Source organism: Pantoea sp. SGAir0430 (assembly GCF_043549295.1).
In genome coordinates this window covers 25,982-46,861 of sequence record NZ_CP039428.1, presented here as the reverse complement: position 1 = coordinate 46,861, position 20,880 = coordinate 25,982, and the positions used below count along the sequence as shown (strand labels likewise).

General features: G+C 54.9%; 19 protein-coding genes. 9 read left to right on the top strand and 10 right to left on the bottom strand.

Translation table 11 applies throughout. The features are described from left to right. Positions 1-2: 2 nt before the first annotated feature. The 4 genes from E7738_RS19140 to E7738_RS19125 all read right to left on the bottom strand — a co-directional run bounded on the left by E7738_RS19140 (position 3) and on the right by E7738_RS19125 (position 2,485). Positions 3-317, bottom strand: a complete 315-nt coding sequence (locus E7738_RS19140; protein WP_241798227.1) for a hypothetical protein — start codon at positions 315-317, stop codon at positions 3-5. 158 nt (positions 318-475) lie between these two features. Then, positions 476-736, bottom strand: a complete 261-nt coding sequence (locus E7738_RS19135) for a hypothetical protein (RefSeq protein WP_125311794.1) — start codon at positions 734-736, stop codon at positions 476-478. A gap of 60 nt (positions 737-796) precedes the next feature. Further along, complete coding sequence (locus tag E7738_RS19130; RefSeq protein WP_141495986.1) at positions 797-1,711, bottom strand: SDR family oxidoreductase; 915 nt, start codon at positions 1,709-1,711, stop codon at positions 797-799. Positions 1,712-1,747: 36 nt separating this feature from the next. Further along, on the bottom strand, positions 1,748-2,485 hold the full coding sequence (locus E7738_RS19125; RefSeq protein WP_058770188.1) for an SDR family oxidoreductase: 738 nt from the start codon (positions 2,483-2,485) through the stop codon (positions 1,748-1,750). Positions 2,486-2,603: 118 nt separating this feature from the next. Between E7738_RS19125 and E7738_RS19120 the strand changes: the two genes are divergently transcribed. Beyond that, positions 2,604-3,518, top strand: coding sequence for a LysR family transcriptional regulator (locus tag E7738_RS19120; RefSeq protein ID WP_241798228.1), 915 nt, complete (start codon positions 2,604-2,606; stop codon positions 3,516-3,518). Between the two features lie 42 nt (positions 3,519-3,560). Here E7738_RS19120 and E7738_RS19115 read toward each other — a convergent pair whose 3' ends face one another. Beyond that, the gene (locus E7738_RS19115) at positions 3,561-4,292 is read right to left on the bottom strand and encodes an N-acyl amino acid synthase FeeM domain-containing protein (RefSeq protein ID WP_241798229.1); all 732 of its coding nucleotides are present in this window, start codon (positions 4,290-4,292) and stop codon (positions 3,561-3,563) included. 301 nt (positions 4,293-4,593) lie between these two features. After that, positions 4,594-5,499 (bottom strand): LysR family transcriptional regulator, encoded by a 906-nt coding sequence (locus E7738_RS19110; RefSeq protein WP_241798441.1) that lies wholly within the window; start codon positions 5,497-5,499, stop codon positions 4,594-4,596. 110 nt (positions 5,500-5,609) lie between these two features. Between E7738_RS19110 and E7738_RS19105 the strand changes: the two genes are divergently transcribed. Continuing rightward, entirely contained in the window at positions 5,610-6,638 is a 1,029-nt protein-coding gene (locus E7738_RS19105) for a zinc-dependent alcohol dehydrogenase family protein (RefSeq protein ID WP_394516478.1), read from the top strand. A 149-nt stretch (positions 6,639-6,787) separates the two neighbouring features. Beyond that, positions 6,788-8,341 carry a GGDEF domain-containing protein gene (locus tag E7738_RS19100; protein ID WP_394516477.1) on the top strand — a complete coding sequence of 518 codons (1,554 nt, stop codon included), beginning with the start codon at positions 6,788-6,790 and terminating at the stop codon, positions 8,339-8,341. Here the strand turns inward: E7738_RS19100 and E7738_RS19095 are convergent. Next, the gene (locus tag E7738_RS19095) at positions 8,338-9,837 is read right to left on the bottom strand and encodes a UbiD family decarboxylase (protein ID WP_394516476.1); all 1,500 of its coding nucleotides are present in this window, start codon (positions 9,835-9,837) and stop codon (positions 8,338-8,340) included. The two genes, E7738_RS19100 and E7738_RS19095, sit on opposite strands and share 4 nt — an antisense overlap. A gap of 11 nt (positions 9,838-9,848) precedes the next feature. Next, on the bottom strand, positions 9,849-10,442 hold the full coding sequence (locus tag E7738_RS19090) for a UbiX family flavin prenyltransferase (RefSeq protein WP_394516475.1): 594 nt from the start codon (positions 10,440-10,442) through the stop codon (positions 9,849-9,851). A gap of 136 nt (positions 10,443-10,578) precedes the next feature. Between E7738_RS19090 and E7738_RS19085 the strand changes: the two genes are divergently transcribed. Continuing rightward, the gene (locus E7738_RS19085; RefSeq protein WP_338671148.1) at positions 10,579-11,481 is read left to right on the top strand and encodes a LysR family transcriptional regulator; all 903 of its coding nucleotides are present in this window, start codon (positions 10,579-10,581) and stop codon (positions 11,479-11,481) included. 123 nt (positions 11,482-11,604) lie between these two features. Then, positions 11,605-12,525, top strand: coding sequence for a LysR family transcriptional regulator (locus E7738_RS19080; RefSeq protein WP_241798443.1), 921 nt, complete (start codon positions 11,605-11,607; stop codon positions 12,523-12,525). Here the strand turns inward: E7738_RS19080 and E7738_RS19075 are convergent. Both E7738_RS19075 and E7738_RS19070 read right to left on the bottom strand, forming a co-directional pair. Continuing rightward, positions 12,515-14,209, bottom strand: coding sequence for a thiamine pyrophosphate-binding protein (locus E7738_RS19075; RefSeq protein WP_058770178.1), 1,695 nt, complete (start codon positions 14,207-14,209; stop codon positions 12,515-12,517). The genes E7738_RS19080 and E7738_RS19075 overlap by 11 nt on opposite strands. Before the next feature lie 144 nt (positions 14,210-14,353). Next, entirely contained in the window at positions 14,354-15,394 is a 1,041-nt protein-coding gene (locus E7738_RS19070; protein ID WP_104093278.1) for a tyrosine-type recombinase/integrase, read from the bottom strand. Positions 15,395-15,969: 575 nt separating this feature from the next. On the opposite strand from E7738_RS19070, the gene E7738_RS19065 reads away from it, so the two are divergent. From E7738_RS19065 to E7738_RS19050, 4 genes are all read left to right on the top strand, one after another. Next, entirely contained in the window at positions 15,970-16,953 is a 984-nt protein-coding gene (locus E7738_RS19065) for a DUF1852 domain-containing protein (protein ID WP_058776344.1), read from the top strand. Between the two features lie 27 nt (positions 16,954-16,980). Continuing rightward, complete coding sequence (locus E7738_RS19060; protein WP_021509410.1) at positions 16,981-18,009, top strand: methionine synthase; 1,029 nt, start codon at positions 16,981-16,983, stop codon at positions 18,007-18,009. Positions 18,010-18,362: 353 nt separating this feature from the next. Continuing rightward, positions 18,363-18,746 carry a hypothetical protein gene (locus tag E7738_RS19055; RefSeq protein ID WP_058776343.1) on the top strand — a complete coding sequence of 128 codons (384 nt, stop codon included), beginning with the start codon at positions 18,363-18,365 and terminating at the stop codon, positions 18,744-18,746. Positions 18,747-18,777: 31 nt separating this feature from the next. Then, entirely contained in the window at positions 18,778-20,835 is a 2,058-nt protein-coding gene (locus tag E7738_RS19050) for a pyrroloquinoline quinone-dependent dehydrogenase (RefSeq protein ID WP_394516570.1), read from the top strand. The last annotated feature ends 45 nt before the right edge of the window (positions 20,836-20,880 follow it).

Below are 20,880 nucleotides of genomic sequence, written 5' to 3'. Positions count from 1 at the left end.
ACCTAACTCCGATTTATTCTTTTATAACGCCAGGATTTATAGGCAAGCACCGGCGGTTGTACAAATATTGCAACCGCGATACCGCAAAGTAGCCCGACAGAGCCAGCGAAAAGGTTTTCAGCTGAACCAAAGAGAACCAGCAAAACAAAAACGGCAAGGCAACCCGTTACAACAAAAGTCGCTATGATAAAGCGATTTGCCAAATCCTGGATGGTATCACCCATTGAACCACCGTAATTTTCGGTATTATTTTTAATTTTCTGGATATCTTTATGACTGAAGCCGGACTCCAGCAGTGATTCTTCGCTAATTTTCATGGATTTCATCCTTAAAATTCACCATAACATCACCGGTAAGTTTACCCGAAAACAGGCGATAAATCGCCATCTGCGAATCATGTTTCGATGTTAGTTAACTTAACTTTAAAACAGCAGCTTACGTCATTAGTCATGCTTGCTGGTTACTTGTAATCAATTTACCAGAGAAGCAGCACAAAACCGGCAGCGATGACCGGCGGCAGCAACACGTACGGCAGTACGGACAATTCTTCACTGAACGCATAGCCGGCTTTGTTGATACCTGTCCACATGTTGATGAATGCGATTATCACCCAGACGGCGATGAAACTTTTCGTGGTTAACTCACTGGGAAAAGGTTCTAAATGCCAGAGCCATCCAAATGCCAGGAAGATGCCAAATAGCGCAAAGCCACAGATAAGGATGACAACGGTGTGCATTTCCGGCGCTCCTGTTTGCATGGTAAAGCGACCGGCGAGCGATCCCGCCGGTCACGGCTGTTACCCTTCACACGACGGTGCTTTCGCTGGCGTCAGAAGATCGGACAATCCAACCCGATGTAGCATTTCGGCGCGCAAACGGTCGATGACCGCAAAGCCGATATTCGCGCCGTCTTCGGACGGATCGTTATGCACACGAAATGGACGTGTACCAAACGGCATACCGACAACATCGGTTATCTGTGCTGCAACGCGCGCGGGATCGGCATCCTCCGGCACTATCCCCGCAAAGGTCTTTTGCACAACATCGCCGAATCCGGCATAAGGACCTGCTTCATACTCCGCGACACGCCCGGTGTCGGCAGGACTTCCTGAATGGGCAAAATGGTTGGTCCCTTTGGTAAAGGCTCCCGGCACGATGATTGTCGTCTCAATGCCGAATCGGCTGAGCTCGCGCGCATACTGAACGGCAAGCGTATCCATCGCCGCTTTGGCGGCAAAATAAGGGGCCAGATAGGGCGGTGTGCCGCCGGTCACGCTGGAACTGGAAATCCAGACCAGCAGGCCTTCACGTCGGGAGCGCATATGCGGCAGTATGGCCCGGTTGACGCGCTGCGTTCCCAGCACGTTAACGTCATATTGCTGGGCGAACTGCTCTGGCGTGAAGGCTTCGGCCGGGCCGAACATCATGTGGCCGGCATTGTGTACCACCACATCAAGCTTCCCGGCGGCGGATATTACCGTTTCAATGGCAGCATCAACCGATATGTCGCTCTGAACATCAAGTTCCAGCGGCCGGAGGTCAATTCCCTCCCGCGTGGAAAGTTCGCTTAACTGGCGGACATTTGTGGCATTACGGCCCGCAATATCCCGCATCGATGCATAAACGGTATGGCCAGCACGAGCCAGCGCTTCGGCAGTCATGCGACCGAAGCCGCTTGACGATCCGGTCACCAAGATAATCTTCTGAGACATAACAGTACTCCTTTGACTCAATCTGCAGTTTGCGGCTCAGACCATTCCGCCATTGGCGCGCAGGATCTGTCCGTTCATCCAGCTGCCCTGTGGTCCGGCGAGGAAAGAAACAACACTGGCGATATCCTCAGGCGTGCCGAGGCGTTCCAGCGGATTCATTTTGGACATGCGCGCGATCAGTTCATCGCTTTTCCCGTTGAGGAAGAGGTCGGTCGCAGTCGGACCGGGCGCGACGGCATTAACGGTGATGCTGCGTCCGCGCATCTCTTTGGACATGATGGTTGTCAGTGTTTCGACGGCCGCTTTGGTCGCGGCATAGACGCCATAATTCTCAAGCTTAAGCCCGACAACCGACGTGGAGAAGTTGATGATGCGCCCACCAGAACGCAGGCGGTTTGCCGCTTCGCGCAGGGTGTTAAACGTCCCCTTCAGATTGATGTCAATCTGCTTGGTAAAACTCTGATCGTCGGCGCTGGCCAGCGGAGACAACATCATTACGCCGGCATTATTGACGAGCACATCAATACCACCAAACGCAGATTCGGCTAAATCGAACATGCGTTTGACCTGGCTGGCATCAGCAACGTCCGCCTGCGCGGTGATAGCTCTGCCACCGGCAGCTTCGATCTCCTCAACCACGGCGGCAGCAGCCTCTGCGTTGCCGGCATAGTTCACCACGATGGCAAAGCCGTCCGCAGCAAGCTGCCTGGCAATGGCGGCACCAATTCCGCGGGATGCACCGGTTACGATTGCAACTTTCTCTGAAGCAGACATAGGTATTCTCCGATTTTCGCGCGGTATCGCGCCTGAACAAGGAGAAATCTAGCACTGTATCTTTTCCGGATAATCAGTCACTATCTGGCATCAGAATCCGAAAATTGCAAACAATGCCATGGACAGAATTGATACGATGCGCGTCTTCACGCGTGTGGTAGCGCGCCGCAGCTTCACAAGGGCGGCGGAAGACCTCGGCCTGCCACGCTCGACCGTAACGGACGCGATTAAGCAACTTGAGTCGCGCCTGGGCATTAAGCTGCTGGAACGCACCACGCGTCACGTCAGCCCGACGCTGGACGGTGAAGCCTACTACAAGCGCTGCGTTTCTATACTGGACGATATCGAGGATGCCGAGGGCGCGTTTGCCGGTGCCCGACCGAAGGGATTGTTGCGTGTCGATGTTCATGGCACGCTGGCAAGACATTTTGTTCTGCCGCATCTTCCTTGTTTTCTCGAAGCTTATCCTGATATCGAAATCTATCTGAGCGAGGGTGACCGGCTGGTCGATCTGGTGCGTGAGGGAATTGATTGTGTCCTGCGTGTCGGAACGCCGCAGGACAGCGATATGATCGCACGCTGCGTCGCTACGCTGGAAGAGGTCACGGTCGCTTCGCCCGGTTACGTCTCCCAATTCGGGCTTCCGTCGGATCCGGATGAACTGCATTCCGGCCACAGGATGATCGGATTCCGCACCACGGGCAGCAGCGGCATACTCCCTCTGGAATTCAGGGTGGACGGCAAACGCATCACTACGACGATCAAAACTTCAATTACCGTCAATGCGGCTGATACCTTTGTATCCGTGGCGCGCATGGGACTCGGCATCATTCAGGTGCCGCGTTATCACGTGGAAGATGATCTGAAGACGGGGGCGCTCGTCGAATTGCTCAAAGCCTTTCCACCTGAACCGTCTCCCGTCTCTGTCCTGTATCCGCGTAACCGACAGCTTTCACCCAGAGTCAGGGTCTTCATCGAATGGCTAAAAGAACTCTTCCTGCAGCACAACGTGGATAGCAATGCCGGCAAGTAATCTGTGTGAAAATCGAAAACGGTGCAGAGACGGCTGGCGCCGTCACAGATTACATAGATATTGATAGAGCTCCGCGTCCCGCTGATCTGGCGTAAAGCGCGGGCAGCTGTGGCACTGCTGGCTCAGCGTGCGGTAGTGCTGCAGTAAACCAAGTTCACGCAGCATGCGCAGCCAGCCCATCGGGCCATAACACTGCTGCTCATAAATTTTGTCGCGGATACTTTTCACGTCCACGCGCAGCAGCGTGGCGTTGAGATCACTGTAATCCGGGTGCTTTTTGGTGCCGCCGACCTGTTTGAACAGGAAATTGCGCTCGTAAAACGCAGCAACCTTCTCTTTGACCTGAATAAAGATGTCATCCACCTGTTCAATGAAAATGGTGTAGATCATGATTTTCAGGTACAGCATAAACACAATATTTTCACTGTCTGCCTGATAGCGTACCGACAGCGTGCCAAGCTCTACCACTTTGCGCTTTTCCAGCTGCAGGGCGGCCATCTCTTCACGAAAAAGTTTGCTGCACGGCAGACGGTTATTGTGATTGGCGATGACGCTTAGCGTGCCGAGGATATCCTGGCCTTTGCGGGCGAGAAACAGCGTGCTTTCCGGATTCAGCAGCCCTTCGTTATAGAGAAAAATTGAGCGTTTTTCCTTAACGATTCCACTGCGCCGGTACTGTTCATTGGTCACCTCCATCCCTTTAAGGAAGTCAATCAATCCGCTTGCCGGTGTAATGCTGATGTGCTGATCGATACCATTAAGTATCCTGCACATTCTGTGGGTTCTTTTTGTCAGTACGCCATCAGAGATAGCGCTGCTAATCACTGATTTCCTTGTTAAAAGCACTGTAATCCTCAACCAGTCCACATTAAATTTTCGCTAATATAATAAATATAATTTAATGATTGAATAAATTTTTGCTGCAAATTTAGATCGCCTTAAAAGCGTGGCGGCAGCGGATGAGGCGCGTTGCAGGGGAGAAAGTACGGGCGGTAACAACCGGAACGATAGCAGGGTTAATGATTAGCGTGATTTAATATTCGTCGTCGAACAAACAGCATGGCGCTGGCTGATTTCAACGCCTCGTCGCGACAAAGGATTTTAGCTGATCAATAAACGCTCTCAGCGAGGCCGACATATGGGGATTGTTAACGTAATAGAGATGAAGCCCTGAAAATACTGCAGACCACTCGCTCAGCACCTGCCTGAGTTCGCCGCGTTCAATCCAGGGTTGGGCGAACTGATCGCTGATATAGGCCAGCCCGGTTCCTTTTAACGCCGCGTCGAGCACAAAATCCGTTTCGTTGGCGGTGACAATGCTTTCAACATTCACGCTGTGCGCGCCTGCCGGCCCCTGAAATTCCCAACGTTGCAGCACACCGGTATCGGCCCAGCGATAGGTCAGGCATTGATGCTGGCGCAAATCCTGCGGATGTTGTGGCTCGGGATGGCGTGAAAAGTAGTCCGGGGAACCGACCACAATCATCCGCATGTCGGGCGTCAGCCGCACGGCAATCATATCCTGCTGCACGAGTTGTCCCGATCTAATGCCGGCATCGAATCCCTTGCCGACAATGTCTGTGAGGCTGTCATCAATAACCACATCAAGAGAGACATGCGGATAGTTCTCCCTGAATGACGGCAGCATGGGCGCAATCAACATGCGGGCAGCAATACGCGGCAGATTGATGCGAACCCGTCCACGCGGCTCCTCCTGACAGGCACCGACGTCCCTGACGGCCGAGGCGATCTCCGCCATCGCCGGCATCAGGCGATTGAGCAGGGCCTGTCCTGCTTCTGTCGGCGCCACGCTGCGGGTGGTCCGGTTGAGTAACCGGCTACCCAAACGCTCCTCGAGCGCGCGGATGGTATGACTCAGCGCGGAGGGCGACACACCCAGGCGCTGCGCCGCCCGTCTGAAACTGCGTTCCTCCGCGACACACACAAATGCCCGGAGTTCGCTATATTCGCTGCCTTTCATTATTGCTTCCCGGCTCAACAAGCTGTGTCGATTATAGCGTATTGTTATTCATAATCAGAAGCCGGAGACTAACAACACCAACAAAATTAATGACCTGGAAGGGCTTTACGATGACAAAACACATGCGACGCTGGGAAACAGACGCCATCGGGCGCGATAACCTCGAACTGAGAACGGTCGCGATGCCGGTTCCGGGTCCGCAGCAGGTGCTGGTGAAAGTTGAAGCCGTCGCCCTGAATCACCGGGACAAGATGGTGATTGAGAATGGCCGGGGCCTGCCGCTTGCGTTTCCTTTTACACCGGGTTCCGATCTGGCCGGCGTCGTTGTTGGCCGGGGGGAAGGTGTCAGCCGCTTCAGCACCGGTGACCGGGTTATCTCAACGTTCACGCCCGACTGGATCGACGGTGTGCGTCCCGGCGATGCGCGCACGCCGGCCTATAAAACGCTGGGCGGTTATTATCCCGGCGTGCTGGCTGAATATGTGGTTATGCCGGAAGCGTGGCTGGTTACCGCCCCCGCGACGCTTAACCCGATTCAGGCTGCCACATTGCCCTGTGCCGGTCTCACCGCCTGGTTTGCGCTGGTCGAACGTGCCGGCGTGCAGGCTGGCGACATTGTGCTGATTCCCAGTACCGGCGGGGTTGCCCTGTTTGGTTTGCAGATTGCCAAAGCGCATGGCGCGCAGGTGATCGTCTCCGGCAGAGCCAGCAACGCCGACCGGACGAAAGCGCTGGGTGCCGACCATTATGTGGATCGCCACCGGGAAGACTGGATGGAAGAAATTTACCGCATCACCGCCAATCACGGTGCCGATCATATCCTTGAAGTTATCGGTGGCGATCATCTGGGGAAATCCGTGCAGCTGGCGGCGGTCGGTGGGCACATCTGCCAGATCGGCGCGCTTGAGGGCTTTGACTTCAGCTCACCGGCAATGCCGCTGATGATGAAAGACGTGACCCTTCATGGTATCGGCACTGGTAGCCGTTGCGCACTCACACGCCTGATCCGTGCCGTTGATCGGACCGGCATAAAGCCGGTGATCGACTCGGTGTACGCGTTTTCTGACCTGCCATCAGCGCTGGACCATCTGGACCGGGGGCCTTTCGGTAAGGTGGTCATCACGATGAGCAGCGAGTGAGACGCGCGCTGATCGCTGGCGATTTATGCAGCATTCACCCGTCGTTCAGCGGCCATCGCCACGCCTGACATCTTTACCGCCTTTAATCCTGAAAATCCCGTCGCTGATTATGTGCTTAACTTAGCGTTGAGACAGCAACAGGGTGAAACATGACGTTTAAAAGGAAAAATGAAGCGGCAATCATTTCAGGTTCCTCGCTGCTGCGCAGTATTTTGCTGTCCGGCGGATTGCTGATATGCGCGATCATTGCGCTCACCCTGTGGACGCTGCGCGAAGACTGGCACGGCGCGGTGCGCCAGACGGAAGAGATGGCGGTCAATCTTTCCCTGTCACAGTCACGTCAGGCGGAAGATACCGTGCTCCAGACCGAACTGGCCCTGCGTGAAGTGCAGCGCGACCTGCAGGCGCAGCCGCTGGAAAAACTTAACGCCGCCAACCTGAGCCAGATTATGCGCGATCTGCAAAGCCGTCTGCCGCAGCTGCATGGGCTGTTTTACTATGATGAGCAGGGACGCTGGATCGCCACCTCCACGCGCAGCGTGCCGGTGGGCACCAACAACTCTGACCGTGAATATTTCCGCTATCACCGCAACAACAGCCGTGACAGTTTGCACATCGGCCCGGTGATCCGCAGCCGCAGCACTGGCGATCTGGTTATTCCGGTTTCCCTGCGCGTCAGTGATGCCGCGCGTGATTTCAAAGGCATCCTGTTAGCCACCATTAAAGTGGATTATTTCCGCCGTTTTTACAGTTACTACGAGCTGGGGCCACGTGACGTGCTGGTACTGATGCTGGCAGACAGCACGGTGCTTTATGCCCGTCCGATGCCCGACAGCTACATCGGCAAGAGTCTTTCCGCCAGCCATCTGTTCCAGCAAATGCTGGTGAAAGCCGATCGCGGCAGCGGCGAGTGGAACGCAGCGCTGGATGGGCAGGTGCGCATCTTCGGTTTCGCCAGCTCAGAACGCTATCCGCTGGTCGTCGCGGCGGGTTATGACAAGCGCAATCTGTATCTGCGCTGGGTGAAAGGAAGACTGCAGGATATTTCCCTGAACGTGGCGCTGCTGGTCGCGATTATCCTGCTGGGACTGTTTGTCATTCGTCAGGCTCGGCATAGCCAGCATTATCAGGAAGCGCTGCTCAAACTAAAAAACGACCTCGCCGATGCCAATCACCATCTGGATCAGCTGGCGTTTTTCGATGGGCTGACCGGTCTGGCTAACCGCAGACAGTTTGACCGCTTTTTGCAGAATGCTTTGCATAATCTGCGGGAAAAAGCAGCACCGGTGTCGCTGATTTTGATGGATATTGACTACTTCAAACACTACAACGATCGCTACGGGCACGTGGCAGGCGATCACTGTTTACGCCAGGTGGCCGACGCGCTTAAACGCCTTAAGCTACGGCAGAGCGACATGGTCGCGCGCTATGGCGGCGAGGAGTTTGCCATCATCCTCGCCGGTGCCGATCAGCATGCGGCGCTGAATATTGCGCGTAAGGCAGTACAGGCGATTGCTGACCTGCATCTGCCTCACGCCGCTTCCGCACTGCCCGACGCGCAGGTGACGCTCAGCGCGGGCTGTGCGACCACCTGGCATGACGATCAGGCCGGCAACCTGATCGAGCATGCTGATGCGGCGCTCTACCAGGCCAAGCATAGCGGACGCAATCAGGCGCAGGCCCGGCGGGCGGTGAGTGATTAACGGTTAAAACCTGGAATGAAGCGTGAAACATCAACTTCCATAAACTGCGAACGCTGGAAGTTGTGTTTCAGGTCATACGGTACCGTACAGTCAAAAATGGTTTTACAGGTAATGCCATGGGCGCGAATCGAGTTGCTGAAGGCCGGATCCTGTGACGGATCGAGAGGGTGACAGCGCACGCCCGGAATAAAGATAGTATCTGCGTCGCCCTGGTAACGCGTGGTCATCGCCCAAATCACGTCATTTAAGTCGAACACATCAACATCCTCATCGACCAGGAACACGTGCTTCAGCTCTGAAAAGGCCGAGAAAGCCAGCAGGGCGGCCTGACGCTGGCGTCCCTCATCCTGCGGGCCGCGCTTATTGATTTGCAGCACCGCAACATATTTCCCGGTGCCTGGCGAAGGGCAATGCACATTCTTCACCAGACCCGGTAACGCACGCTCAACCATATCAAGAATGCTGGCTTCGGTCGGGATTCCGGCCAGATTGGTGTGCTCGTCGCTCGGTCCGATGCAGGTTTGCAGGATGGGATTTTTGCGGTGCGTCACGGCTTTTACTTTAATCACCGGCACTGCCGCCTGCGCTTCACCGGTATAACCCGGGAATTCCGGCATCGCTTTACCGCTATGGGTATGCTGATCTTCCTGTACGCGATAATCCGGCACCAGTTCACCCTCAATCACGATCTCTGCATGGGCAATGGCGCGGGCATCAACGGCGACACCCTTAACCAGCTCAACCGCCCGACCGCGCAGACCACCGGCTATCGCCAGCTCATCAAAACCGAGCGGCGTGGTCGGCGGCTCGAAACACGCGCCAATTTCGATGGCCGGATCGACGCCAATACTGATGGTAATCGGCAACGCTTTGCCCGCCTGCTCAGCCTTAATGCGGAACTGATCAAGATGGCGGCCTGGCACAAAGTACATCGAGATCTCATCTTTGCCCTGAACACACAAGCGGTGAATAGTGACGTCATGTTCGCCGGTTTCCGGATCGGCGGCATAACACATCCCCATGGTGAAATAGGGGCCGGCATCTTCAGGCGTGTTGGTTGGCGCGGGCAGCAGGCGGCGGATATCAAAACCGTCGTCCGCGGCGAGGTGCACCACTTCCTGACAAACCGCCTGCTGCTGGCTTATTTCCACCGGTGCAATGGCGTTGTGTACCGATGAACGCAACAGATGCGCCAGCTTTTCTTTCGGCACTCCTAGCAGGCGCGCCACGCGCTGCCGTGAAGCCAGCAAGCCAATCAGTACGCGAAAGTTGTCGTAACCTTTGATGTGATTAAACACCATCGCCGGTCCGGTCTGCGTGGGACGCATCACGGTACCGCCCGCGCCAACGTAACGATAGACACCGGACAGTTCCGCTTCGGGATTCACCGGTTCATCGGTCTCAATATACTCACCATCAAATTGTTTCAGCAGTTCGATGGCAGAACGCAGATCGTAAACCTCACTGCTGTGCGAAGAGGAAGATGTGTTTGACATAGGCTTGTTCCTTAGTTTGAGAGTGTCTGGTCATCACTGGCGGGATGCAAACCCTGCCAGCGCGTGGCGCCAGCAGTGTCGATGCCAAGCTGATCCAGCACGCGACCCACGATATGATTTTCCACATCAGCAATCGTGGCCGGATGGTTGTACCAGGCCGGCACAGGGGGAATCAGGCTGACGCCCATGCGTGACAGCGCCAGCATGTTTTCCAGATGAATGGTGTTGAGCGGGGTTTCGCGCGGTACCAGAATCAGTTTGCGCTGCTCTTTCAGGATGACATCGGCGGCGCGGCCAATCAGCCCTTCCGCATACCCGCTGCGGATACCGGCCAGCGTTTTCATGCTGCAGGGAATAATCACCATCCCATCGGTGACAAATGAGCCCGAAGAGAGAGTGGCGGCCTGGTCACCGGCGGGATGAAACACATCGGCCAGCTGTTTGATTTCATTGAGAGAACAGTTGGTTTCATGTTCCAGCGTCACTTTTCCCCAGCGTGACAAAATGAGATGCGTTTCGATGTGCGGAATGTCCGCCAGCTGCCGTAGTAATCGCAGCGCGAGTGGGGCACCGGTGGCGCCGGTTATGCCGACAATGATGCGCATAAGGCCTCCTGTGAAAGGCAAAAATTTCCGGCGCGTTCCTGCCGTCGCCGTCCTGCAGGCAAAGATAATGCGCTCGCTAATTAGGGTCTAATTGGTATTATACTTTTATTAATAACGAATCCTTATCAGGTGTGGCATGGATTACCGTAAGCTGCGTTCTTTTCTGGCACTCGCCGATACGCTGCATTTCGCACGGGCGGCGGCGGCGGTTAACCTCACGCAACCGGCGTTGTCTCAGCATATTCAGGCACTGGAGCAGCAGTGGGGCGTGAAGTTATTTGCGCGCGACAAGCGTAAGGTGAGTCTGACGCGCGAAGGCGCATTGCTGCTCGGGGAAGTCCAGCAGACGGTGCAGCGTGTGGAGCATCTGCAGGACACGATTAAGCAGGTGGCCGCCGGACGACGCGGCATGTTACGCATAGGCTATGTGGGCACGTCCATGCTGGAGCCGGCGCTGGTCAAAATTATCCGTGCCTTCAGACGTGATTTTCCCCTGATCGCGCTGCAACCCGTGGAGTACAGCGTCAACCAACAGTTAAGCCTGCTGGAGAGCGGCGATTTGGATATCGGCATCCTGCGCGGGCCGCTGCCCGAACGTCGCCAGATTAGCCGGCAAATTCTGCATCAAACCTCGCTGTGTGCGGTGCTGGCCGACGACCATGCGCTGGCGCAGCAGACCTGCGTCACGCTGGCTGATTTAGCGGCGGAACCGCTGATTTTGCAGGAAGATCCGGAAGGTATCGGGCTGGGTGGCGCGGTACTTAATCTCTATGCCGCCGCCAGGCAGATTCCCGCCAGCGTGCTCCGCGCGCGCGATGTGGCCACCGCCGTCGACCTCGCCGCGCTGGGGCTGGGCGTGACCTTCATCCCCCACGCCCCGGAGAGATTTTTGCGGCAGGATGTGGCACTGCTGCCGCTGGCGCAGCAGGATGTCACGACGGCACTCTACCTGTGCTGGAAAACCGGCGCGGCCAACCCGGAGATCCGGCGCTTTGCCGGGTACGCGCAGTCACACTATGGTGAGGAACCCGCTGCGTAATCAGACGGGCATTCCAGCCTCAGCGGCGTTATAGGGATCAATATGGCGAATTGCTATGCCATATCGGCTAAATTGTGATTCACTGACGTATCTATTGTCAGATTATGCGTGAGAAGCGTAGTCATGAAGCCAACACTGAATCAGCTAATGAGTTTTTGTACCGTGGCAGAAGTGGGGAATATAGGCCGGGCAGCAGAAAAACTGAATATTTCGCAGCCACCGCTAAGCAGACAAATAGCCCAGCTCGAACGTGATGTGGGTGCGAAACTGTTTACCCGTAATGCCAAAGGCATGAAACTTACCTTTGCCGGCGAGCAATTCCTGAAAGATGCTTACGCCGTATTAAGAATGATGCAGCAGGCGTGTAGTAATGTGCAGGCTGTTTCAGAAGGGCAAATGGGATTGATTAAGCTGGGCGCAACCATGTACGCATCGTACAGTGTGGTGCCACAGCTGGTCATGAAACACAGAATGAATTATCCCAGTATTGATCTGCAATTCCAGGAAATGATCCCGACCGGGTTAAACGCTGCGCTAGAGGATGGGCGGCTGGACGTTGCGATCAGCTTTTCGGAAGTTACCAGCTCCGCGATTAACTCGCTGGTGTTATTGTGTGAACCGTTAATTGTTGCGCTTCCTGCGGACCATCCCCAGGCAAATGTCGAAAATTTCACCCTGGAAACGCTGGCCAATGACCCGTTTATCATTGTGCCTCGCCCTATGTCGCCGCTGCTTCATGACAGAATTTTTAATCAATGTCTGAAAGCCGGTTTTAGTCCACATATTGGCGTTGAGGTTTCAGTCCAGCAAACCATCGTTAATTTCGTCGCTCATGGATTAGGGGTAGCCATCATTCCGGCAAGTATGGCGACGGCGCAGATAAGAGGCATTAATTATCGGAAAATTGCGGACGCAAATACCATAGAAAATATTCTGATGTGGTCTTCTAATAATAAAAATCCAGCGCTGGAACACTTTGTTAACCAATGCCGTGCCCTCGCAGAGGAGTTAAGCACGGCATCGGATACCCGCATCAGTTCTTAGCAATCACGATTTCGATCAGGCTGGGTTTACCGCTGGCGATAGCCTCCTCGACAGCCGCAGCGATCTGTGAAGCCACCTCAATCTTACGCGTTTTCAGCCCCAGCGCGGTGCCAAGTGCCTGATAATCAATCACAGGATCTACCAAATCCATGGCGATAAAGCGATTGGTTTGCGCCGAGGTATAATCTTCTTTAGACCGCATAAAGTTCTTAAGAACATTATATTCAGTATTGTTCATCACAATAAAGGTTACCGGCAATTGCTCATGGGCGGCGGTCCACAGCGACTGAGGCGAATACATTGCCGCACCATCCCCCACAAAACAGACAACAGGGGCTTTGCCCAGTCCGAGGGAATATCCCACTGCAGCGGGCATTCCCCAGCCCAGACCGCCACCGCGCATAAAAGCATATTGATCTGCTCTGTTACTCGACAGCGATCTACGCAGCGATTGTGAGGTCGCAATGGCCTCGTCAACAATTGTTATATCCGGACCAATAGCGCGCGCGGCCTCAAATGCGGCGATCAATGGCGTGATCTTCGTGGCCGACTGCTGCTCTTGTACCGACTGTAATAAGTTCTCTTTAGTTTGTTCGAACTGTGCTGCCGCAGCCGCGAAACGACGCTGATAATCCGGGCGATTATGCGCGGTAGCCTCTTTCAGCTCAGGTAGCAGCACCGCCAGCGATAATTTAATATCGCCGAGAGTTGAGAGCTCGCTACGATAAGTTCGTCCCAAATCGCCTGCATCGGCTGAGAGCTGGAACACTTTACAATGCTCCGGCACGGCACGTCCCTCGGTGTAGAGGATGGTGATGAGCGATTTACCGCCGAGCGCAAAGATTGCATCGTATTGATCAAGCGCTTTGGCAATGTCCGTCGCCTGAGTAGAGAGATTGCCTCGCCACAGAGGATGCGCGGTGGGATACGGAATCCGATTCGGCCAGGTTGAGCCATAAACGTCAGCGGCCAGCAACTCAGCCAGTGCGACAACTTCCGCAGCCGCGCCGCTTTGATGAATCTCATCGCCGGCAATAATCGCGACCTTGCCGGGGGTAAAGGCGGCTAATTTTTTGGCTAACAGCGGCAGTGAACCTGCGACCGCTTTACGATCAACGTTAGACGGCGCGCCGATGTCAACGGCGCTCATGGCTTCCATCACATCCATCGGCAAAGAGAGGAAAACCGGGCCTTTGGGCGCGGCATCCGCATCATGAAAAGCACGGCGAACCAGGATTGGCAGCTGGTCAACGCTGGTGACTTCCTTCGACCATTTGGAAAAAATCTTACCCATACTCACTAAATCCCCCAACAGCAGGGGATCGGTGATGCTGTGGCGTAAATCCTGCTGGCCAGCCGTCACTACTAATGGCGTTTGCGAGCAAACCGCATTGTGCAGATTGCCCATGCCGTGACCCAGACCACCGGCCGTGTGCAGATTGAGAAAACCGGGCTTACCGGCGGCCTGCGCGTAACCATCGGCCATCGCAACCGCACTGGCTTCCTGCAAGGCAAGCACATAGTTGATGTTGGGATTTCTGAGCAGGGCGTCCATGAACGGTAATTCAGTCGTACCTGGGTTACCGAACACATACTCAACGCCTTCGCTCTCTAACACTTCCAGCAGGACATCACCACCGCGGCGTACCGGGGTGTCGTTTAATTTTGCAATGGGTTTATTCATCGTTGTTCACCTCTGACTATCGGTTAATAATCCGCCAGTTTCCGGGCTGAATTTATCTTAGAAGCAGGGTGAGCGTTGATTCCAATACTAAGATTGGCCTGTTTGATACCCTAAAAGGTATGGCTATGAAGCAAAGCCGCGTGATTAAAGGTGCCCATTCATCAAATCCACCATCGCCCCGGCATGGGCATCAACGTGGCGAATGTAGCGCATCACCGTTTCCGGCTTCTTCCAGGTGCCTTCCTGCATGATCTGCGCGGTGCTGTACTTATTGCTGGCCATGTCGATGGCGGCACCGACCCGGGTGCTATGTCCCGACCAGCCGCGATAGCGATTCTTATTGGGTTGCAAGCCGGTGCCCGGTCCCGCTTCACGCCACGCACGGACGAAAATATCCTCCAGCGCGCGGGTCGAGAGCGGTTTATCGCAGACAATCTGCGCCTGGTTGGCGCGGTGCACCGGGCCAAAAATGAACGCGTCGGGTTCAGCGATCAGCCCGGATGCAACCAGCCATTCGGTCAGACGTTGTGATGAGAGATCCCCGAGTGCCTTAATTAGTCCCCCGGTCATCACAATGGTTTTGGTCCAGGCGACATCGAGAATGATACGGCCATCGGCCGAGCGCGAAATGTCACGCACCCGCAGGCGGCTCAGTTCACTGATGCGTAACAGCGTGGCGTAAGCCACATGCAAAAATGCCAGATCGCGCTGCTGTTGCAGGCGGTCAGAGCCCGCCCAGCGCTGATCCAGCTTAAGTAAATCGCGAATGCGAAAGGGGATAGCCTGACCGGCACGTTCACCGGCTATCACCGCGCTGCGATTGATTTTTTTCACGGCGCGGAACACCAGCGGCGAAACATTGGGCGGCACCAGACCGGCGTTACGGTGTAACATGGAAATTAACGCCGCATGAGTCGCGATGGTCGAAGAGGCGCGTCCCGATGCCTGAAGCCATAGCAGATAATCACGCAGATCGGCAGGATCCATCGGCAAAAATTGCCGGCCATGTTCAGTCGCCCAGCGGCTGCCGATGCGCATAACGCTCAGCAACTGTCGCCACGTGTTATCAGAAAACGCTTCTTTATCACTGACAAATTCTCTCAGGCGTTCAGCAATATCCTCATCAGTACTGTGCATCAGGGCCGGGCTGGCGGTAATCCCGGGCAGGGTGTCCGTTTTACTCATTAATTTATGACGTCGCTACGTGAATTCTGTGCATGTTGCAGGGTCATCACCCGCCAGATTTAACGTAGCAGTGCCGGTTTTTTATGCACGGCGTGGCGCTGACACACTGCATCATGTTAACCAAAGGTGATGATCCTGCGGATCCTGACTTCATATAATGCCAATTATATGAAGTCAGCTATTCTAACCGCTGAAAATCTGGATGGACAGCGGTAAAGAGAATGGAAAACGGTGATGGTGAAGTTTTTTCAACTGACAATCGCGCCGTCAGCTGTCAGGCTAAGGATGGGCAGTGTGATAGCGCAGATTAGCGCCTGATTTTGCAGGTTTTTTGCCCAACCTTTGCTTACTGACCCTCAGCACGAGCCTGGTGCAGGCAACATGAAGTTAGCTCATCTTGCTTTGAAATTTAATCACTTTTCCTCACGCAGGGACTCTGGCATAACTAAGGTCATGTTAAATATTTTCGACAACATGACCACTGCTGAATTTGCAAACCTGTAAACGTTTTGAGAACTCCGGTAAAGGAGAGAACAGCGTCAGGTTGCAAGCAGAAATCAGGATGCCCGCTCGCGATGAAAAATGATTTTACCTTTAGTATAAAAAGCACGCGCTTCGATGAGAATTACAATCCCTCCAAAGATACGCGCATTACCACCAATTTTGCCAACCTGGCGCGCGGCAGCAATCGTGAAGAGAATCTGCGCAATGCGCTGATCATGATGAATAACCGTTTCAATTCGCTGGCAAACTGGGACAACCCGAAAGGCGATCGCTATGCGATTGAACTGGATATCATTTCTGTGGAAATGAATCTGGGTGCAGGCGGCGAGGGCAAAAGCTTTCCGGCGATTGAGATCCTGAAGACCAACATCGTTGATAAAAAAACCAGTGAGCGCATTGAAGGGATCACCGGCAACAACTTCTCTTCATACGTGCGTGATTATGATTTCAGCGTTCTGCTGTCCGAGCATAATAAAGGCCGTTCCGGTTTCAGTATTCCGGATGACTTCGGCGTGCTGCACGGCAATATTTTCCGCCATTTTGTCAACTCAGAGACGTATAAAGCCAACTTCCGCAAAGCGCCGGTCATTTGCCTCAGCGTCTCCAGCAAAAATATCTACCGTCGTACCGGTAACCAGCATCCGGTGCTGGGCATTGAGTATCAGCAAAATGAATCTTCATTGACCGATCTCTATTTTGCAAAAATGGGACTCAGGGCGCGCTATTTCATGCCGGCCAACAGCGTGGCGCCGTTCGCCTTCTACTTCGCCGGTGATTTGCTCAGTGATTACAGTAACCTGGAGCTGATCAGCACCATCAGTACCATGGAAACCTTCCAGAAGATTTACCGCCCGGAGATTTACAATGCGAACTCACCGGCGGGCATTGAATATCAGCCAGACCTTTATCATCAGGATCACTCGCTGACCAAAATTGTTTACGATCGCGAAGAGCGTACCCGCCTGGCGATTGAGCAGGGTAAATTTACCGAAGAGCAGTTTATTAAGCCTTACCACAGCATTCTGAAACAGTGGTCTGATCATTTCGCTCTTTGATTAACGAATAAATAAGGTTATTGATTAATGAAAACATTATTACCGACGTCAACGGCTGGCAGCTTACCAAAACCTTCCTGGCTGGCGCAGCCAGAGACATTATGGTCGCCGTGGAAATTGCAGGGCGATGAGCTGATTCAGGGCAAACAGGATGCGCTGCGTTTATGTCTGGACGACCAGCAGCAGGCTGGTATTGATATCGTCAGCGACGGCGAGCAAACGCGCCAGCACTTCGTCACCACCTTTATAGAGCACCTTAACGGCGTTGACTTTGAAAACCGCAAAACGGTGCGCATCCGTAATCGTTATGATGCCAGCGTACCCGGCGTGGTGGGCGAAGTGAGCCGGCAGAAACCGGTCTTTGTTGATGATGCCAAATACCTGCGTCAGCTGACGCAGCGTCCAATCAAATGGGCGTTACCGGGCCCGATGACCATGATCGACACGCTGTATGACGATCACTATAAAAGCCGTGAGAAGCTGGCGTGGGAATTCGCTAAAATTCTCAACCAGGAAGCGCGCGAATTAGAAGCCGCTGGCGTTGATATTATTCAGTTTGACGAACCCGCCTTTAACGTCTTTTTCGACGAGGTGAATGACTGGGGCATTGCCGCCTTAGAACGCGCCATCGAAGGACTTAAATGTGAGACCGCGGTGCATATTTGCTACGGCTACGGCATCAAAGCCAACACCGACTGGAAGAAAACGCTGGGTACCGAGTGGCGCCAGTATGAGGAGATCTTCCCTAAACTGCAGAGTTCCGGTATCGATATCGTTTCGCTGGAGTGTCAGAACTCACGCGTGCCGATGGATCTGATTGAACTGATTCGCGGTAAAAAAGTCATGGTTGGCGCGATTGATGTCGCCACCAACACCATCGAAACACCGGAAGAAGTGGCGGCCACGCTGCGTAAAGCGCTGCAGTTTGTGGATGCCGATAAACTCTATCCAAGCACCAACTGTGGCATGACGCCACTGTCGCGTCATGTGGCTTACGGCAAGCTGCAGGCATTAAGTGCCGGCGCAGAGATTGTGCGGAAAGAACTGCAAGGCTAACGCGTAACGCCTTATTTGTCTCTGACTCAGTCCGCAGGGTTTAAATATCCTGCGGACTGAGCCTCGGTAATCAACATCCTTGCCGTGCCGCCTGTCTGGCCTCGCTAAAATATCCTTTGTAAATACACGCTCCGACCATTACAAATTCCCCATTTTTATCTGACTCCCTCTCTGCATCTAATCCGGCGGGCAGCCTGAATATCATCGTCTATACTCAGCAACGCGAAGTGATATATGCCGCTGCTTTTCACGCTGCGCTGACGTTAATTCAACCAGCCTGTGTGAACAACAGCCGCATTGACTCATCAGTACACGCTGTTTTCCGTGCTTTCATCCTCAAGGGACTTCCTGGTATGTTGCAATCTCAATCCTCCCGTTTGGGCAGTTTACTGCTGCTGCTGGCGGCACTCATCGGCTTTGCCGTCGCGCTGTATGCCTGGCTCACGCCACTCACCGGTGTCACCGGCACCATTGGCGCGCTGGGCGTCGCTATTGCCAGCGTCGTTCTGGCGGTGCTGACCTTCCTGCTGCGCGCGGCAACCGGCCGTACCGGTCGTATTTTCCTGATAGTCATTACGCTGCTGCTGTTATGCGCGATCGGTTTTGCTGCCGCGCTGCTGCATCAGGGGATCATTACACTGGCAATGGTCATCGGGCTGATGGGTCTGATTATGCTGGCGCGCAACCCGGCGCATCGCGTTCGCCACGCCACTGCACAAGGAGCTAACCGTGCATAATGAAAAATACATTCCGCTGCTCAAAGTCGGCATGACCGCCCTGGCGCTGCTGATGGCACCTGCCACGCTACGCGCCGAAGATAAAGCCGCTGAGGCGTCGATGGGTACGCAGGAGAAACTCAACGTGGATGCGGCCGATCAGCAGGCGCCCGGCACCACGCACGCCACCGATGATGTCTCCAGCGGCAAGCGCGACGGCGAGAAAGTGGCCTCCGCCAGCCAGCCGGCCACGCCGCTGGTGCCCTCCACGGCGACGTGGGACAGTTTTCACGGCCAGCTCAACGCGCAGAAATACAGCCCGCTGAAACAAATCACCGCTGACAACGTCAGCAAGCTGAAAAAAATCTGGGAGTTTCACACCGGTGACGTTTCGGATGGCAAGGGCGACACGCCAGCGACCGTCTGGTCCGCCACGCCAATTTTTGCCAACGATACGCTGTACATCGGTACGCCATTTGATCGGCTGATTGCGCTGGATCCGGGCACCGGCAAGGAGAAGTGGCACTACGATACTAAATCGCCACGTCAGGCGCTGACCCAGCCGGTACTGAAAAATCGTGGCGTCTCTTACTGGCAGGCGAAAAATCCGCAGGCGGGTCAGGCCTGCCAGAAAATCGTTTATATGGGCACCGTTGACGGCAAGCTGTACGCACTGGATGCCGATTCCGGCAAGCTGTGCGAAAACTTTGCAGATAAAGGTGTGCTCAACGTCAACCAGTGGAATACGGTTAACGCTAAATTCCCGCTGTCTCTGCTCCAGCCGCCGACGGTGGTGGGTGATCACCTGATCGTTGGCTGGGCGGGCAAAGACTGGGCTTACGCAGAAGCGCCGCCGGGCACGGTGTTTTCAATCAACGCGCAGACCGGGGCACGTGAATGGACCTTTGACGCCATCCCGGCCAGCATTCGCCCGCGCACCGGCACGGCTAACGTCTGGACCCACATGTCGGCCGATGAAGCGCATGGCCTGGTTTATCTGCCGGTGTCATCACCTTCGCCAAACTACTGGGGCGGCAACCGCGTCGATCCAATTCCGCTCGGCACCTCCACGACCGCGCTGGATGTGAATACCGGCAAAGTGGTGTGGTCGCGCCAGTGGGTGCACCATGATGTGTGGGATTACGACATTAACTCAGCACCGACGCTGATGGACATTACCGTGAACGGCAAGCAGATTCCGGCGCTGATTCAGGCCACCAAGCAGGGCTTCCTGTTTGTGGTCAATCGCCTGACCGGTGAAGATGTCTGGCCGATTGAGGAGCGTCCGGTGCCGCAGGGGGATGGTTCGGTGCAGGGCGAGAAACTGTCGCCGACCCAGCCGTTCCCGACCAAACCGGCACCGCTGCTGGATCAATCCAAAAAACCGGCGATCTGGAAGCTGGCCGATATTGTTGGTGCCGGTCAGTGCTCACGCCTGTGGGATAAACTGAGCTATGACGGCATGTACACGCCGCCGACTACCAAAGGCGAAGGCGCACTGACCTATCCGGACAGCGCGGGCGGCGTGCAGTGGGGCGGCGTGGCGTTCGATCCGCAAAAACAGATCGCCATTGTGAACACCTCACACATCGTGCAATACGTGAAGCTGTACAGCCGCGCCGATTACGACAAGGCCGATAACGGCTCGGGTAACGAGAGTGGTTTCGCCCCGCAGGAAGGCGCGCCTTACGGCCTGCGCCTGATGGTGGCGAATAACTGGCTGGGCATGCCGTGCTGGCAGCCGCCGTTTGGCGAGATTGTTGCGCTCGATATGCACACCGGTGATGTGAAATGGCGTCGACCGGTCGGCGCGTCGCAGCAGTACGGCTTCTTCATGCCGGAAAGCTGGGGCTCGCCAACCATTGGCGGTCCGGCAGTCACCGCCGGCGGCGTGATCTTTATCGGCGCCTCAATGGATGCCAAAGTGCGCGCCTATTCACTGGATAGCGGCGAAGAGCTGTGGTCCGATCAGGTCGAAGCGCCCGCGGTTGCCAACCCCTCGGTGTATGAATACAAAGGCCGGCAGTATGTTGCCTTTGTCGCCGGTGGTAACACCATCCTGAAGGATCAGGTGGGCGATCAGGTGGTGGTTTACGCACTGCCGGAATAATCCAGCGCAGTCAGCAAACAGAGTGGAGCCACAGCGCTCCACTTT

Excerpts from the sequence above, each read along its gene's own strand:
- E7738_RS19140 (WP_241798227.1), bottom strand. The coding sequence starts at position 317 with ATGAAAATTAGCGAAGAATCACTGCTGGAGTCCGGCTTCAGTCATAAA.
- E7738_RS19135 (WP_125311794.1), bottom strand. The coding sequence starts at position 736 with ATGCACACCGTTGTCATCCTTATCTGTGGCTTTGCGCTATTTGGCATC.
- E7738_RS19130 (WP_141495986.1), bottom strand. The coding sequence starts at position 1,711 with ATGTCTCAGAAGATTATCTTGGTGACCGGATCGTCAAGCGGCTTCGGT.
- E7738_RS19125 (WP_058770188.1), bottom strand. The coding sequence starts at position 2,485 with ATGTCTGCTTCAGAGAAAGTTGCAATCGTAACCGGTGCATCCCGCGGA.
- E7738_RS19120 (WP_241798228.1), top strand. The coding sequence starts at position 2,604 with ATGGACAGAATTGATACGATGCGCGTCTTCACGCGTGTGGTAGCGCGC.
- E7738_RS19115 (WP_241798229.1), bottom strand. The coding sequence starts at position 4,292 with ATGTGCAGGATACTTAATGGTATCGATCAGCACATCAGCATTACACCG.
- E7738_RS19110 (WP_241798441.1), bottom strand. The coding sequence starts at position 5,499 with ATGAAAGGCAGCGAATATAGCGAACTCCGGGCATTTGTGTGTGTCGCG.
- E7738_RS19105 (WP_394516478.1), top strand. The coding sequence starts at position 5,610 with ATGACAAAACACATGCGACGCTGGGAAACAGACGCCATCGGGCGCGAT.
- E7738_RS19100 (WP_394516477.1), top strand. The coding sequence starts at position 6,788 with ATGACGTTTAAAAGGAAAAATGAAGCGGCAATCATTTCAGGTTCCTCG.
- E7738_RS19095 (WP_394516476.1), bottom strand. The coding sequence starts at position 9,837 with ATGTCAAACACATCTTCCTCTTCGCACAGCAGTGAGGTTTACGATCTG.
- E7738_RS19090 (WP_394516475.1), bottom strand. The coding sequence starts at position 10,442 with ATGCGCATCATTGTCGGCATAACCGGCGCCACCGGTGCCCCACTCGCG.
- E7738_RS19085 (WP_338671148.1), top strand. The coding sequence starts at position 10,579 with ATGGATTACCGTAAGCTGCGTTCTTTTCTGGCACTCGCCGATACGCTG.
- E7738_RS19080 (WP_241798443.1), top strand. The coding sequence starts at position 11,605 with ATGAAGCCAACACTGAATCAGCTAATGAGTTTTTGTACCGTGGCAGAA.
- E7738_RS19075 (WP_058770178.1), bottom strand. The coding sequence starts at position 14,209 with ATGAATAAACCCATTGCAAAATTAAACGACACCCCGGTACGCCGCGGT.
- E7738_RS19070 (WP_104093278.1), bottom strand. The coding sequence starts at position 15,394 with ATGAGTAAAACGGACACCCTGCCCGGGATTACCGCCAGCCCGGCCCTG.
- E7738_RS19065 (WP_058776344.1), top strand. The coding sequence starts at position 15,970 with ATGAAAAATGATTTTACCTTTAGTATAAAAAGCACGCGCTTCGATGAG.
- E7738_RS19060 (WP_021509410.1), top strand. The coding sequence starts at position 16,981 with ATGAAAACATTATTACCGACGTCAACGGCTGGCAGCTTACCAAAACCT.
- E7738_RS19055 (WP_058776343.1), top strand. The coding sequence starts at position 18,363 with ATGTTGCAATCTCAATCCTCCCGTTTGGGCAGTTTACTGCTGCTGCTG.
- E7738_RS19050 (WP_394516570.1), top strand. The coding sequence starts at position 18,778 with ATGACCGCCCTGGCGCTGCTGATGGCACCTGCCACGCTACGCGCCGAA.